A 14,562-nucleotide genomic window follows, 5' to 3' on the forward strand; every position below is an offset into this window, starting at 1 on the left:
CCGTGCCCCGATGGACCTGTGTCAGGACCTGCACGCGCTGTTGATCCTTCTGACTCAACATGATCGTCTCCCTGGTCATAGTCCCAGGGTGACATAGTCACGGAACTGTTAGGGGGTGACATTATTGCTGAACTACTACAGTGCGGCGCACGCGCGTTGACACCCGTAGCGATCGGGTGCTATCCTCTTCTTGCGTTTGAACCCGCCAGGACCCATCCCAGCGATCCATTGAGGATGTCCATTCGGTTGTTGGGGATTCCGAGGCCGCTGGCGCGGGTGGTCGCGCGGTGTGACCGGATGATCCCGGACGGGGTCGGCCGTCAAAACGCAAGGGGGTTGCAAGGTGCCTGAGAACGCGGATGTTATCACCCTCCTGGACGAAGACGGGACGGAACACGAGTTCAGCGTGGTCGACGTGCTCGACGTGGACGAGCGTCGGTACGCGATTCTGCAACCCGTGGCGGACGGCCAGGAGTCGGATACCGCGGTGATCTTCCGCATGGAGGACGACGCGCTCGTGACGATCGAAGACGATGCCGAGTTCGAGCGCGTCCGCCAGGCGTTTGAGGACACGCACGCGGACGAGGAGACGGCCGACGACGCCGACGACGACGAGTCGTCCGACGAGGGCACCGAGATCTCCACGGAAGAGCGCGGTTCAACCTCGCACTAACATCGCGCGTGGGCTGATCGCGGGACGGACGCGCGTGCACCCGTGGTTTCGTCCCGCGTTGCGCGCGGACACGATCTACGACGTCGATGTCCCGGCGCTCGTGGCGCGGGGTATTCGTGGACTCATCCTGGATCTCGACAACACCATCGTTCCCTGGGGCGCCCGCGAGGCGCCCCAGGCGCTTGTGGAGTGGCTCCGGCGTGCGCGCGCCGCGGAGGTCGCGTTGTGCATCGTGAGCAACAACGGCGGGCGGCGGGTGACCGCGCTTGCGCGCTCCTTGGACGTACCGGCGTTGACCGGTGCGATGAAGCCGCGGCGCGGGGCGCTGCGGCGTGCGTTGGGTGTGATGGGCACGACAGCCGACACCACCGCGCTGGTCGGGGACCAGTTGTTCACCGACGTGCTCGGCGGCAACCGGCTGGGGCTCTACACGATCCTGGTGCAGCCGCAGAGCCCGCGCGAGTTCGTCTTGACGAAGCTCGTCCGCGTGGTCGAACGAGCGGTGCTTCGAGGCCTCCGGTGAGGCGGTCACGGAGCGGACGGCGCCACCTCTGGAGGGGACGATGAGGGATCACGTGCAACGCGCGCGGCAGTATCTTGCTGGGAACGGCGTCGACGCCCTGCTGCTGGTGAAGGCCGAGAACCGACGCTACGTCACCGGCTTTACCGGATCCGCCGGTATCGCCCTCGTGACGGAGGGTGCCGCGCTGCTCGCCGTTGATTTTCGTTACTATGAACAGGCCGCGGCGCAGGCGGCGTCGTGTGAGATCCTCCGAGGCGGGGCAGATCTCCCGGGTGCCCTGGCCGCCGCGGTCCGCGCCCACGAGCTCCGCCGGATCGGGTTTGAGGCAGAGTTCATGCCCTACGCTCAGGTGGAGCGTCTGCGCGAGAAGCTCAGCCCGGTCGAACTCGTGCCACTCGGGGACGTGGACCGCGTGCGATGGGCGAAGGACGATGAGGAGGTCGCCGCGATTCAGCGCGCCGCGGAGATCTCCGATGCCGGCTTCGCGCACATCCTGACGGTGCTCCGCCCCGGTACGACCGAACGGAGCGCCGCTGTCGAGTTCGAGACGTACATGCGGCGGGCGGGGGCGGACCGGCTCTCGTTCGACCTTGTGTTTGCCAGCGGACCGCGCTCCGCGCTGCCGCACGGGCGGGCGACGGACCGCGTCCTGGAGGCGGGCGACTTCGTCACGTTGGACTTCGGGCCGGTGTGGGAAGGGTACACGTCCGACTGCACGCGGACCGTGGTCTTGGGGCAGCCCGACGACCGGCAGCGCGAGATCTACGCGCTCGTGCTGGAGGCACAGCGTCGGGCCATCGGCGCGGTGCGCGGTGGCGCATCGTCCCGGGCGGTCGACGCGGCCGCGCGCGGCGTCATCGAGGCCGCGGGATACGGGGAAGCGTTCGGGCACGGACTTGGGCACGGCATCGGGCTAGAGATCCACGAGGGTCCGTCGCTGTCGCCGCGTTTGGACGTGCCGTTGGAGCCGGGCATGGTGGTGACCATCGAGCCGGGAGTGTACCTTCCAGGGTGGGGCGGGGTCCGCATCGAGGACGATGTCGTCGTGACGGCAGAGGGCTGCCGGGTGCTCACGCGCGCGCCGAAAGAGCTGATCGTACTGCCGGCGTGACCGCGTCCGGACCGCGCAGCCGCGGGCGGCTGCGTCCCTCGGGGCTCGGGGCGGCACCCCGCTCGGTTGCGCGCGGATCGGGCATCATATATCGTTGCGTTGGTTGACAATGGCCGGCGGCGGCCGGTACACTCCCGGTGGGTGATGCGACGTGATTTCGAGCAATGACTTCCGTCCCGGTGTGCACGTGCTGCTCGACGGCGATCTCTATGCGATCGTCGAGTCGCAGCACGTGAAGGTCGGCCGGGGCCCGGCGTACGTGAAGGCGAAGGTGCGCAACACCAAGACCGGGTCAACGACCGAGCGGACGTTCCGGGCGGGCGAGCGTGTGCCCCTGGTCTACCTTGAGAAGAAGACGATGCAGTACCTGTACGGCACCGGCGATGAGTATGTGGTCATGGACAAGACCACCTATGAGCAGTTGTCGCTCAGTCGGGCGTTGTTCGGCGACGCGGTACGCTTCCTGCGGGAGAACATGGACGTCACCGTCACGTTCCACGATGATACGCCGATCAACGCCGAGCTGCCGAACTCGGTGGATCTGCGTATCGTCGAGACCGCCCCGGGAATTCGGGGGGATACGGTGAGCGGCGCCACTAAGCCTGCCACCCTGGAGACCGGGGCCGTGGTCCAGATCCCGCTGTTCGTGGAGACCGGCGAGACCGTCCGCGTCGATACGAGAAGCGGGTCGTACATCGAGCGAGTCCGCTGATCGCCGCAAGCGGTGCGGCGGTGCGTATGATATAATGATACATCGTGAGGCGGGGGCAGCCGCAGCTCCGGCGGTGTCCCGGCCGCGTAGGTTGATGGAGTTGTTGAGGAGGTGGAGCGCTTGAGCACCGAGGGTGCGGGGACGCCGCGCGTTCCTGCAGAGGAGTTCCGGAGACATCCGAATGACACGGGATCTCCGGATGTTCAAATCGCCAGGCTGACCGCACGGATCACTCACCTGAGCGAGCATCTCAAGGTTCACAAGAACGACTTTCACTCGCGACGCGGCTTGCTGCAAATGGTGGGCCAGCGGCGGCGGTTGCTGACGTACCTGAGCAACCACGATCTCGCGCGGTACCGCGCGCTCGTGGAGCGGCTCGGGCTGCGTCGATAACATGGCGGGGGCCCGGCGTTGATCCCGTGTGACGGATCACGTGCCGGGTGGCCCAGGGGTGCGGGAGCGGGATGAGGAGGACGGGCAGCGGATGAGCGCGGAGATCAAAACGGGACGGGTGGAGGTCGAGGTCGCCGGCCTACCCTTGTCGATTGAAACCGGGCAGTTGGCGAAGCAGGCGAGCGGCGCGGTCGTCGTGCGGTACGGGGACACGGTGGTGTTGGTGACCGCCACGATGTCGGCGAGTCCGCGGGAGGGGATCGACTTCTTCCCGCTGACGTGCGACTACGAAGAGAAGATGTTTGCCGCCGGGAAGATCCCCGGCGGTTTTTTTAAGCGCGAAGGGCGCCCGGGCGAGCGCGCGATTCTGACGTCGCGGCTGATCGACCGACCGCTGCGGCCGCTGTTTCCGAAGGGGTTTCGCAACGACGTCCAGGTGATCGCCACGGTGCTCAGCACCGACCAGGACCACACGCCGGACGTGCTCGCGGTCACGGGGGCGGGTGCGGCGTTGGCGATCTCCCAGATCCCGTGGGACGGCCCGATCGCGGCGGTGCGCGTGGGGCTCGTGGACGGACAGTTGGTGGTCAACCCGTCGCAGCGGGTCGTGGACGACCGGACGACCGATCTGGACCTGGTGGTCGCCGGCACGCGGGATGCGGTCACGATGGTCGAGGCCGGCGCCCGCGAGGTGCCGGAGGATCGGCTGCTCGAGGCGCTCGATCTGGCGCACGCCGAGATCCGGCGGATTACCGCGGCGATCGAGGACCTCGTCCGGCAGGCGGGCCGATCGAAGATCTCGCCGGTGCTGGCGGGTCCGCCCGCCGATGTCGAGGCGGCGGTTCGGGAGGCCGCAGGCTCGCGGTTGGCCGCGGCGCTGCGGAACGCCGACAAGTTGTCCCGCGAGAGTGCGCTGACCGACGTGGCGGGTGATGTCCAGGCGCAACTCGCCGCGCAGTTCCCCGGGCAGTCGAAGGCGATCGGCGACTGCGTCGAATCGTTGACCAAAGCCGAAGTGCGCCGGATGATCCTGGACGAGGGCGTCCGGACTGACGGGCGGACGTTGACACAGATCCGGCCGCTCAGCGCGCAGGTGGGGCTCCTGCCGCGGGTCCACGGATCCGGCCTCTTCGTCCGCGGGCAAACGCAGGTGCTGACGACGTGTACGCTCGGCACCGGCCAAGACGAGCAGATCATCGACGATCTGAGCCTGCGCGACCGCAAGCGGTACCTGCATCACTACGACTTCCCGCCGTACAGCGTCGGGGAGGCCCGGCCGTTGCGCTCGCCGGGGCGGCGCGATATCGGCCACGGCGCGCTCGCGGAGCGGGCGCTCGAACCGATGATCCCGCCGGAAGAAGCCTTCCCCTACACGCTTCGGCTCGTGTCGTTGGTCCTCGAGAGTAACGGATCGACGTCGATGGCGTCGGTGTGCGGCAGCACGCTGGCATTGATGGACGCGGGCGTGCCGATCGCGAAGCCCGTCGGCGGCATCGCGATGGGGCTGATCAGCGGCCCCGCCGGCGACGGCCGCATGGCGATCCTTACCGACATCCAGGGCATTGAAGATGCGATGGGGGACATGGATTTCAAGGTGGCCGGGACCCGCGATGGGGTCACGGCGCTCCAGATGGACATCAAGATCAAGGGGCTGTCGCGCGACGTGTTCGAGCGGGCGCTCGCGCAGGCGCGCGAGGCGCGCTTGCAGATCCTCGGCGTAATCGAACGGACGATTCCGGCTCCGCGTCCGACGATGTCCCCGTATGCGCCGCGGATCTTCACGATTCACATCAACCCCGACCGGATCCGCGAGGTCATCGGTCCCGGCGGCAAGGTGATCAACAAGATCACTGCGGAGACCGGGGTCAAAATCGACATCGAACAGGACGGACGCGTGCTGATCGCGTCGGCGAGCGAGGACGCGGCGGCGCGCGCACAGCGGATGATCGAGGACATCATCAAGGAAGCGAAGCCGGGCGACGTGTATAAGGGCAAGGTGACCCGGTTGATGAACTTCGGGGCGTTCGTGGAGATCTTCCCAGGCAAGGAGGGGCTCGTCCACATCTCCGAGCTGTCGAACCACCGGGTCGGCCGGGTGGAGGACGTGGTCAAGGTCGGGGACGAGGTCGAGGTGCGGGTGAAGGAGATCGATAACCTCGGTCGCGTGAATCTCACGCGCCGCGGGCTGATCCCGGATGACGAGCCGGCGCCCGACGGTGAGGTGGTCGAGGGGGAGGGTCCCGGTGGTGATGCGTCCGCGGCGACGGGCCGGCCCCCACGGCACGATCGCGGGCCGCGCGGGGACCGCGGATATCAACGGCCGCCCCATCGAAAGCCTCGATCGTAGTCGAAGCGACGGCGTCCTGGCGCGAGAGAAGCCTCCGCGAGGGGGCTTCTTGGTTATCGCGGCAATCGCCGCCCGGCGAGCGCGGGCCGAGGGGCGACGCGATGCGGGGAGTATAGGGGGCGATATGGCGGTCGATCAGGCGCTTTACCGCAGGACCGTGCTGCCGAGCGGGCTCGTGGTGCTCACCGAGCCGATGGACCATGTCCGCACGGCGTCGCTCGGGGTGTGGATTGGTGCCGGCTCGCGTCACGAGGAGCCGGCGCGCATGGGCATCTGCCATTTCATCGAGCACGCCCTGTTCAAGGGCACGCGCTCGCGATCGGCGCTCGCGATCGCGCAGACGATGGACGCGATCGGCGGCCACCTCAACGCGTTCACCGACAAGGAGCATACGTGCTACTACCTGCGCGTGCTCAGCGACCACCTCGACGATGCGATGGCGGTGCTGTCAGATATGCTCCTGGACCCAGCGTTCGACCCTGACGCGCTCGAGCGGGAGCGGCAGGTGATTCTCGAGGAGATCCACATGTACGAAGACGCGCCCGACGATCTCGTCCACGATCTGTTCGCCGCGTCGGTGTGGCCGGACCACCCCCTTGGCCGACCGATCGCCGGCGTCGAGCAGACAGTGCAGGCGCTCGGGCGCGCGGACCTGGTGGCCTTCATGGATGCCTACTGCCGTCCGGACGCCGCGATCGTGGCTGCGGCGGGGCGGCTCGAACACGAGCAGATCGTGGAGTTGGTGCAGCGTTGGCTCGGCGGCTGGCGCGGCCGACGCGTCCCGGTGGAGATCTCACCGCCGGCGGCCCGAACGGCGGTGACGCTGCGGAACAAGGAGATCGAACAGGTGCACCTGTGCCTCGGCGGCCCCGGATACCCGCAGGCGCATGAGGACCGCTACGCGTTGGCCGTCCTCGACACCGCGCTCGGGGGAGGCATGAGCAGTCGGCTCTTCCAGGAGATCCGCGAGGAGCGGGGGTTGGCGTACGCCGTCTCGACATACCACGCGGCTTATCAGGACGTCGGGGCGTTCGTCGTCTACTGCGGAACGAGCCCGGTGGCCGCGCGCGAGGTCGTCCGGTTGGTGTTCGATAATCTCGGACGGGCGACGAACGGCCTGCCCGCCGAGGAGATCACGCGGGCGAAGGAGTCGCTCAAGGGGAGCCTCATGCTCGACCTGGAGACGCCGGGAAGCCGGATGAGCAAGCTCGCGCGGTCGGAGCAGTATTTCGGACGCCAGTTGACGCTCGACGAGATCATCGCGGACGTCGACGCTGTGGACGCGGACGACGTCCGCCGCGTGGCGACCGCGCTGTTCGTGCCGGAGCGGATGTCGCTCGCGGCGATCGGGCCGTTCGATGCCCACGGCAGGCTGGCCGAGGAGCTGCGCGGGGAGGTGCGTCGCTATGCCGGTGCATAGAGTCGTGGTCGCGGGGGCGGCGGGGCGTATGGGCCGCGCCGCGATCCGGACCATCGCGCGCCGCGACGACATGGTGCTCGTGGGCGCCCTGGGACGGGCTTCGTCCGTCGGTCAAGACGCCGGCACCGTGGCCGGCGTTGGCACGCTCGGCGTGCCGATCGGCGCCGACCTCGCGGACCTGTTCTTGGCGGCCCGTCCGACCGTGCTGGTCGACCTCAGCCGCGGGGAGGCGGTCGCGGGGCACGCGGACGTGGCGCTCGATCACCGGGTACCCGTGGTGATCGGGGCGACCGGCATGCCCGCGGAGGACACTGCTCGGCTCGGTGCGCGTTGCCGCGCGGAGGGGATCGGGGTGTTGGTCGCTCCGAACTTTGCGCTCGGCGCGATCCTGATGATGGAGTTCGCCACTCGCGCGGCACGGTTCTTCCCGCACGTGGAAGTGACCGAGTTGCACCACGATCGAAAACGCGACGCACCGTCCGGTACCGCCGCCAGGACGGCCCGTCTGATCGCCGCCGCCCGCGGCGCGGCGCCACCGCCGGCGGTGCCCGAGACGGAGATGGTGCCGGGTGCGCGCGGAGGTCTCGTGGACGGTGTTCGGGTGCACAGCGTGCGGCTGCCGGGGCTCGTAGCCCACCAGGAAGTGTTGTTCGGCGCCGCCGGGCAGACGCTGCTCATCCGGCACGATTCGGTGAGCGAGGAGTCGTTCATGCCTGGTCTGGTGCTGGCGATTGAACGGGTCGGCGCCCTCCACGACCTCGTGGAGGGGCTGGAGCACATTCTTGATCTGTAGCGTCGTGACCGGAGGGTGGCGAGGGCCGCGGACCGCGCGGCCCGTCAAGATCTCTCGTGGCACACATCGAGCGTGGTGGGAGGGATGACCATGACCGGATACCGGGTCGCCGTCGTGGGTGCGACGGGTGCCGTTGGCCGGGAGGTGCTGGAGATCCTCGCCGCGCGCCGGTTCCCGACGGCGCGGCTGCGCGCGCTCGCGTCGCCGAGATCCGCGGGCACGCGGGTCGGCGATCTCGTGGTGGAGGCTGTCGCGCCGGCGGCGTTCGACGACATCGACATCGCGATCTTTGACACGCCCGACGACGTCGCCGAGACGTGGGTGCCCGTCGCCGCCGCACGCGGTGCGCTGGTCATCGACAACTCCGCGGCGTTTCGGATGACGCCGGACGTGCCGCTGGTGATTCCGGAAGTCAACCCCGCGGCGCTTCGGCGCGTGCCTCGGCGGATCATCGCGAACCCGAACTGCACCGTCGCCACCATCACGGTGCCGCTCGCGCCGCTGCACCGGGCCGCGGGCCTGCGCCGGCTGATCGCGTGCTCCTACCAGTCGGTGTCGGGCGCGGGCCAGGCGGGCGTCACCCAGCTCTGGGCGGAGCTCCGGGATGCCGTCGACACCGGCGTCGCGCCGACCCAGGCGCGGGGGACCGCGTTCCGGCAGCCGATCGCCATGAACGTGATCCCGGCCGTCGGGTCGTTTCGCGGTGCGCACACGAGCGAGGAGGTCAAGATGGCGGCCGAGCTCCGGAAGATGCTCGACGCGCCCGAGGTCGCCTTCGGCGTCACGTGTGTCCGGGTGCCCACGCTTCGGGCTCACGGGGTCGCGGTGCACGCCGAGTTCTCCACGCCGCTCGACCCGGCGCACGCGCGCGCCCTCCTGGGGGCGGCGCCCGGGGTGGATGTCGTGGACGACCCCGCGGCCGCTCGATACCCGACGCCGCTCGCCGCATCCGGCGGCGATCCGTGTCACGTCGGCCGGATTCGCACGGACGGCGCGGGCATGCTCGCGTTCTTCGCGGTCGCCGACAACCTCCGCAAAGGCGCGGCGCTCAACACGGTCCAGATCGCCGAGGCCGTGGTCCGCGACGGCGTGCTGCTGGGGGCGCGCGCCACGTAGTCCGGTCGTTGACGTGCGGCGGCGGCAGGAGCGGGCGCCGTGTGTCCTGAACGTTCTGTGTGATGCGCGGGGCCACAGTGGAGTGAGCCCGGGAGGTGAGGGGGAAATGGTCGAGTTCGGACGCGTGATCACCGCCATGGTAACACCCATGGATCGCAACCTCGCGGTGGACTACGACAAGGCGGCGGCCCTCGCCAAGCGTCTGCTGGACAACGGGTCCGACGGGCTCGTTGTCTGCGGCACCACCGGCGAGTCCCCAACGTTGACGGACGACGAGAAGGTGCGCCTCTTCCGCACGGTCAAGGAGACCGTGGGGAGCCGTGCGGCGGTGATCGCCGGCACGGGTACCTACAACACCGCGCACAGCATGCATCTGACCCACGAGGCGGAGCGGGTCGGATGTGACGGTGTGCTCCTCGTGAACCCCTACTACAACAAACCGTCGCAGGAGGGATTGTACCAACATTTCAAGGCGGTCGCGGACAGCACGCGCCTGCCCGTGATGCTGTACAACATCCAGGGCCGGACGTCCATCAACTGTGAGCCGACGACGATCGCGCGGTTGGCCCAGGTCCGCAACATCGTCGCGGTTAAAGAGGCGAGCGGTAGCCTCGATCAGATGTCGCAGATCCGGAAGCTCACGCCGCCGGCGTTCAAACTCTACAGCGGTGACGACAGCCTCACGCTGCCGCTGCTCGCGGTGGGCGGTGTCGGCATCGTGAGCGTGGCCGCGCACATCGCTGGCCGCGAGATCCGGGAGATGATCGACGCGTTCTTTGCGGGGAACGTTGGGCGGGCGACGGAACTCCACCTGCGGCTGCTGCCGCTGTTCAAGGTGCTGTTCATCACGTCGAACCCAACGCCCGTGAAGGCGGCGCTCGCGCTGACCGGGTTTGACGCGGGCGGCCTGCGGCTGCCGCTCATCGAGGCCACCGCGGCGGAGCGCGACCAGATCGCAGCGGTCCTCAGGCAGCTCGCGCTGACGCCGGTGGCGGCCTGAGCGACGGTCCGGCGCGCGTCACGGGCGACCGGCTCGAGGCGCTGCACGCCCGGATCCGTCGATGCCGCCGGTGCCCCCTGTGGCGCACGCGCACGCGGGCGGTGCCGGGGGAGGGGAGCGGTGCCGCCTCCGTCGTGATTGTCGGCGAGGGACCGGGCCGGTTGGAGGACGCGACCGGCAGGCCTTTCGTCGGGCGGGCGGGACGGTTGCTCGATGAATTGTTGCGGCAGGCCGGGCTGGCCCGAGCCGACGTGTACATCACGAACGTGATCAAAGACCGCGCGGCAACGGCAACCACACCGCCCCGCGACCGGCCGCCGTCGTCTGCTGAGGTCGCGGCGTGCCTGCCTTGGTTGCGCGCGCAACTCGACGTGCTCCGTCCTCGAGTCGTCGTCACGCTCGGTCGCCACTCCCTCGCGGCGCTGCTTCCCGGTGCCCAGATCGGGGAGGTCCATGGCCGTCCGCAACGGTTGGGAAGCCGCACCGTGCTGCCACTGTACCATCCGTCGTACGCGCTCCACAATCCGGCGGTGCGCCCGCTCTTGTTCCGCGATATTCGCGTGCTCGGAAGGCTCGTGCGCGGCCTCGGGAGGGAGGGCGAATGACTCCCGGGACGCTGCGTGTGCGCGCGGGCGCGTCCGATGCCCGCCCAGGACGTACTTCGTTCCGATCGGAGTCTGCCTGATGTCCCCCGATCAGCCAGCGCGACGCACAGGGAACGTAGAGCCGGGTGGTGCGGCGGGAGGCCGTTCCCGCCGCCGCCGCGGCCGGCCGCGGTCCCAACCGGCGGTCCCGCGTCCGACCGCGCCCGGGATCCAGTTGATCCCGCTCGGCGGGCTCGGAGAAATCGGGAAGAACAGCACGGTCCTCCGTATGGGCGGGGACATGCTCGTGGTGGACGCCGGGCTCGCGTTCCCGGACGAGGAGATGCTGGGGATCGATCTGGTGATCCCCGACTATCGGTTTCTGGCGTCCGGTGGGACGCTGCACGGAATCGTGCTCACGCACGGGCACGAGGACCATGTCGGCAGTCTGCCCTATCTCCTTCAAGCACGGGCGGCGCCCGTCTACGGGACGCCCTTGACCCTAGGGCTCGCCCGCCGACGCGTGGACGAGATGCCGCACGCACCGAAAATGCAAGCGGTACCCGTGGACGCGCGGCACCCGATCCAGGTCGGGCCGTTCGAGGTCGAGTTGGTGCACGTCAATCACAACATCCCGCAATCGTGCGCCGTCGTCGTCCGGACGACCGCCGGCGTGGTCGTCTGGACCGGCGACTTTAAGTTCGATCCGACATCGATCGACGGGCACCCGACCGACTTCTCGCGGCTCGCGGAAATCGGCGAGGCTGGCGTGCTGGCGTTGCTGATGGACTCGACCAACGTGGAGCGTCCAGGCTACGCACCGTCCGAACGGACCGTGGGCGCGGCCCTCGACGAGATTTTCGGTCGCGTGCCCGGGCGTGTGCTCGTGACCACGTTCGCGAGCAACGTCCATCGCATCCAGCAGGTCCTGTCGACCGCGGCGCGGCACGACCGCAAAGTGGCGCTGGCCGGGCGCAGCATGGTGGACACCGTGGCGATTGCCATGGAATTGGGCGCGCTCCAAGCTCCCCGTGGCACACTCATCCCGCTCGAGCAGGTTCGAGGTCTGAGCGACCGCCACGTCACCATCCTGACGACCGGCAGCCAGGGTGAACCTCTCTCGGCGCTCACCCGGATGGCGATGGGCCAACACCGTACGGTGACGATCAAGGCGGGCGACACGGTGATCCTGTCCGCGTCACCGATCCCCGGTAACGAGGGGATGGTCGCCCGTACGATCAACCACCTGTACCGGCAGGGGGCAGAGGTGATTCATGGGGCCGCCGTGCACGCTTCGGGGCACGCCTGCCAGGAGGAGTTGAAGCTCATGCTCACCTTCCTGCGGCCGCGGTTCTTCGTCCCGGTCCACGGAGAGTACCGGCACCTCGTACTCAATCGGCGGCTGGCGGCCTCGGTTGGCTTGCCGGAGGAGCGCAGCCTCCTCGCGGAGAATGGACAGATTATCGAGGTGTCGGCCGGCCGGATCACGCATGCCGGTACGGTGGACGCCGGCGAGGTGTTGGTGGACGGGCTCGGCGGTGTCGGTGCGGTGGTGTTGCGGGACCGCCGTCAGCTCGCCCGAGACGGAATGCTGATCGCGCTCGTAGCCCTGGATCGGCAGTCCGGGGAGCTCGTGATGGAGCCGGACATCGTGTCGCGCGGGTTCGTCTACATGCGCGAGTCCGGCGACCTGATCGACGAGGCGAAAAAGCGCATAAAAGACGCCGTCGCCCGGTGCCGGCAGCGAGGCACGCCGGACTGGGGCGCGGTGAGAACGGCGATACGGGAGGCCCTGGGAAGATACCTGTTTGAGCAAACGCGGCGTCAGCCCATGATCCTACCTATGCTCGTGGAAGTATGATCGCAGCAACCATCGTGCGCGCACCGGATTCGACCGCACGAGGAGACGGACCAACGATCACGGAACCGGATCGCACAACAGGAGGCCGCACGTGGCCAAGCGGAAGGCATCCCGAGGCAGGTTTCCCCAGGCCGTAGGGGCGGCGCTGATCGCGCTCGCGACCCTGATTGGCGTAAGCCTCGTTCCCGAGCAGACCGCGTTGGCTCCCCGGTGGATCGCTGCCCGTCTCGGCCAGGGTTTTGGGGTCGCGGTGGGGTGGGTCCCGGTGTTCCTGGCGCTCGTGGGGCTCATCTTTTTCGTCCGCCGCCAGTTCCGTCTCAGTTCCCGCCTCTACGGGATCCTGCTCGGCTACCTCGTCGCCCTCGTCGCGTTGCACCTGCGGTATCCGGCAGGCGAAGAGTGGACGGCCGCATTGGGCCGGAAGGGCGGGGGCTATGTGGGTGCGGGCCTCGAGGTCATCCTCAGACGGGCCGTCGGGGAGCCAGGGCTGTGGACCGTTACCGCCCTGGGCGCCGGGCTCGCTGCGATGCTGACCTCCGGCACGTCGTTCACGGACGTGTCGCGTGTCGTGTGGCGGGTGATCGGTGCGCTCGCAGCCTGGGCCTCGGCCGCGCTTCGAGGGCTCGGGGCGTGGCTCGCGGGACTGTGCGTGGCGGCGGGCCGGAGCGGGGGGCCGGCGTTGCGGCACGCACTCGAGGCGGGCGTGCGGACGGCGGGGGCGGCGCTCGCGCGTCTGGGCCGCCGCACGCGCGGGGCGATCCCGGCGTGGCGGCACGTGCACGCAGGATCATCCGGTCTCGATCCGTTGCTCGCCTCGGCGGGAGGTGCGTCCGTCGCGACGTCCCGCCGCGGCTTCGGCACCGCGTCGCACGACGGTGTTCGGCAGGATCTGCCAATATATCCGGATGACGGCGACGTGGTATTTGCCGCAGACGCGGGCGGCGTGGATCGGGGCGAGTCGCTGGATCCGGAGGCATCCCCGGAACGCGGCAATGCGCCTGACGTACAGGCGGGCGGGGCGGCTACGGAGGAGGCCGGTCCGGGCGGGGACGCCGGGACCACGCCGGACGGCGCGTTGCCAGCGGGACGGGCGTCCACCGGCGGCGGCACGCGGAGGCGGAAGGCTGCGGTCGCGCAAGAGGCGCTGCCGTTTCCGACGCAGTCCCCGCGAGCGTACACGCTGCCTGACCTGTCACTGCTCGACGCGTTCCCGTCGGGCAAGGGCCGGATCGGGAAGGTCGATCCGGAGGAGGTTGCGCGCAGCCTGGAGCGTACGCTCGGGAGCTTTGGGGTCGACGCGCGGGTGGTGCGCTGGGAGATGGGACCGGTCGTGACGCGCTACGAACTGCAGCCCGCGCCCGGCGTGAAAGTGCAGAAGATCACTAGCCTCCAGAACGACATCGCGCTCGCGCTGGCGGCCAGCAGCGTTCGCCTGGAGGCGCCGATCCCCGGGAAGTCCGCGGTCGGTGTGGAGCTACCCAACGAGCGGGCGAGCCTGGTTCACCTGCGCGAGGTTGTGGCGAGCGAAGAGTTCCGATCCGCGCGGTCGCCGCTCATGGTCGCGATCGGCAAGGGTACGGCCGGTGCCCCGGTGGTGACGGATCTCGTGACGATGCCCCACTTGCTCATCGCGGGCGCGACCGGCGCGGGCAAGAGCGTAATGCTGAACAGCATGATCGCCAGCATCCTGTTCCGGTCCACACCCGAGCGGGTCCGCTTCCTGATGATTGATCCGAAGCGGGTCGAGCTGACGAACTACAACGGTATTCCCCATCTGCTGAGCCCGGTCGTGACCGGGCCCCGCGAGGCGGCCGCGAAGCTGCGCTGGGCGATCCAGGAGATGGAGAGCCGCTACGAGATGTTTGCCAAGGACGGCGTCCGGAACATCCAGGCGTTCAACGCCGCGCATCCGGACCGGCCCCTTGCCTACATCCTCATCATCATCGACGAGCTGGCGGACCTGATGATGGTGGCGCCGGCGGACTTCGAGGAGATCATCTGCCGGCTGGCCCAGATGACCCGCGCGACC

Annotated in this window: 13 protein-coding genes; all 13 read left to right on the plus strand. The window is 69.0% G+C overall.

The genetic code is table 11. From position 1 onward, the window contains the following. Nucleotides 1–343: 343 nt before the first annotated feature. On the plus strand, nt 344–673 hold the full coding sequence (locus VKZ50_02750) for a DUF1292 domain-containing protein (protein HLJ58630.1): 330 nt from the start codon (nt 344–346) through the stop codon (nt 671–673). Nucleotides 674–707: 34 nt separating this feature from the next. Further along, nucleotides 708–1,196 carry a YqeG family HAD IIIA-type phosphatase gene (locus tag VKZ50_02755; protein ID HLJ58631.1) on the plus strand — a complete coding sequence of 163 codons (489 nt, stop codon included), beginning with the start codon at nt 708–710 and terminating at the stop codon, nt 1,194–1,196. Between the two features lie 40 nt (nt 1,197–1,236). Further along, nucleotides 1,237–2,307 (plus strand): Xaa-Pro peptidase family protein, encoded by a 1,071-nt coding sequence (locus tag VKZ50_02760; protein ID HLJ58632.1) that lies wholly within the window; start codon nt 1,237–1,239, stop codon nt 2,305–2,307. 151 nt (nt 2,308–2,458) lie between these two features. After that, entirely contained in the window at nt 2,459–3,019 is a 561-nt protein-coding gene (gene efp, locus VKZ50_02765) for an elongation factor P (protein HLJ58633.1), read from the plus strand. Between the two features lie 120 nt (nt 3,020–3,139). After that, nucleotides 3,140–3,412 (plus strand): 30S ribosomal protein S15, encoded by a 273-nt coding sequence (gene rpsO / locus VKZ50_02770; GenBank protein ID HLJ58634.1) that lies wholly within the window; start codon nt 3,140–3,142, stop codon nt 3,410–3,412. Between the two features lie 91 nt (nt 3,413–3,503). Next, complete coding sequence (locus VKZ50_02775; protein ID HLJ58635.1) at nt 3,504–5,759, plus strand: polyribonucleotide nucleotidyltransferase; 2,256 nt, start codon at nt 3,504–3,506, stop codon at nt 5,757–5,759. 124 nt (nt 5,760–5,883) lie between these two features. Continuing rightward, nucleotides 5,884–7,179: a pitrilysin family protein gene (locus tag VKZ50_02780; GenBank protein HLJ58636.1), complete on the plus strand. Its 1,296-nt coding sequence runs from the start codon at nt 5,884–5,886 to the stop codon at nt 7,177–7,179. Further along, entirely contained in the window at nt 7,166–7,972 is an 807-nt protein-coding gene (dapB, locus tag VKZ50_02785) for a 4-hydroxy-tetrahydrodipicolinate reductase (protein ID HLJ58637.1), read from the plus strand. Before VKZ50_02780 ends, dapB begins: the two co-directional genes overlap by 14 nt. 90 nt (nt 7,973–8,062) lie before the next feature. Next, nucleotides 8,063–9,088 (plus strand): aspartate-semialdehyde dehydrogenase, encoded by a 1,026-nt coding sequence (locus VKZ50_02790; protein HLJ58638.1) that lies wholly within the window; start codon nt 8,063–8,065, stop codon nt 9,086–9,088. Between the two features lie 106 nt (nt 9,089–9,194). Continuing rightward, nucleotides 9,195–10,088, plus strand: coding sequence for a 4-hydroxy-tetrahydrodipicolinate synthase (gene dapA, locus VKZ50_02795; protein ID HLJ58639.1), 894 nt, complete (start codon nt 9,195–9,197; stop codon nt 10,086–10,088). 53 nt (nt 10,089–10,141) lie between these two features. Beyond that, nucleotides 10,142–10,693: a uracil-DNA glycosylase gene (locus tag VKZ50_02800; GenBank protein HLJ58640.1), complete on the plus strand. Its 552-nt coding sequence runs from the start codon at nt 10,142–10,144 to the stop codon at nt 10,691–10,693. A gap of 79 nt (nt 10,694–10,772) precedes the next feature. Continuing rightward, nucleotides 10,773–12,533 carry a ribonuclease J gene (locus tag VKZ50_02805; protein HLJ58641.1) on the plus strand — a complete coding sequence of 587 codons (1,761 nt, stop codon included), beginning with the start codon at nt 10,773–10,775 and terminating at the stop codon, nt 12,531–12,533. Nucleotides 12,534–12,624: 91 nt separating this feature from the next. Further along, a partial coding sequence (locus VKZ50_02810; protein HLJ58642.1) for a DNA translocase FtsK 4TM domain-containing protein occupies nt 12,625–14,562 on the plus strand: 1,938 nt, incomplete at its 3' end.

It is taken from the genome of bacterium, from assembly GCA_035295165.1.
GTDB lineage: Bacteria > Sysuimicrobiota > Sysuimicrobiia > Sysuimicrobiales > Segetimicrobiaceae > JAJPIA01.

What these genes read in the sequence shown, in the direction of transcription:
- VKZ50_02775 (HLJ58635.1), top strand. Translation starts at nt 3,504, where the DNA reads ATGAGCGCGGAGATCAAAACGGGACGGGTGGAGGTCGAGGTCGCCGGC.
- VKZ50_02760 (HLJ58632.1), top strand. Translation starts at nt 1,237, where the DNA reads ATGAGGGATCACGTGCAACGCGCGCGGCAGTATCTTGCTGGGAACGGC.
- VKZ50_02790 (HLJ58638.1), top strand. Translation starts at nt 8,063, where the DNA reads ATGACCGGATACCGGGTCGCCGTCGTGGGTGCGACGGGTGCCGTTGGC.
- dapB (HLJ58637.1), top strand. Translation starts at nt 7,166, where the DNA reads ATGCCGGTGCATAGAGTCGTGGTCGCGGGGGCGGCGGGGCGTATGGGC.
- dapA (HLJ58639.1), top strand. Translation starts at nt 9,195, where the DNA reads ATGGTCGAGTTCGGACGCGTGATCACCGCCATGGTAACACCCATGGAT.
- VKZ50_02805 (HLJ58641.1), top strand. Translation starts at nt 10,773, where the DNA reads ATGTCCCCCGATCAGCCAGCGCGACGCACAGGGAACGTAGAGCCGGGT.
- VKZ50_02780 (HLJ58636.1), top strand. Translation starts at nt 5,884, where the DNA reads ATGGCGGTCGATCAGGCGCTTTACCGCAGGACCGTGCTGCCGAGCGGG.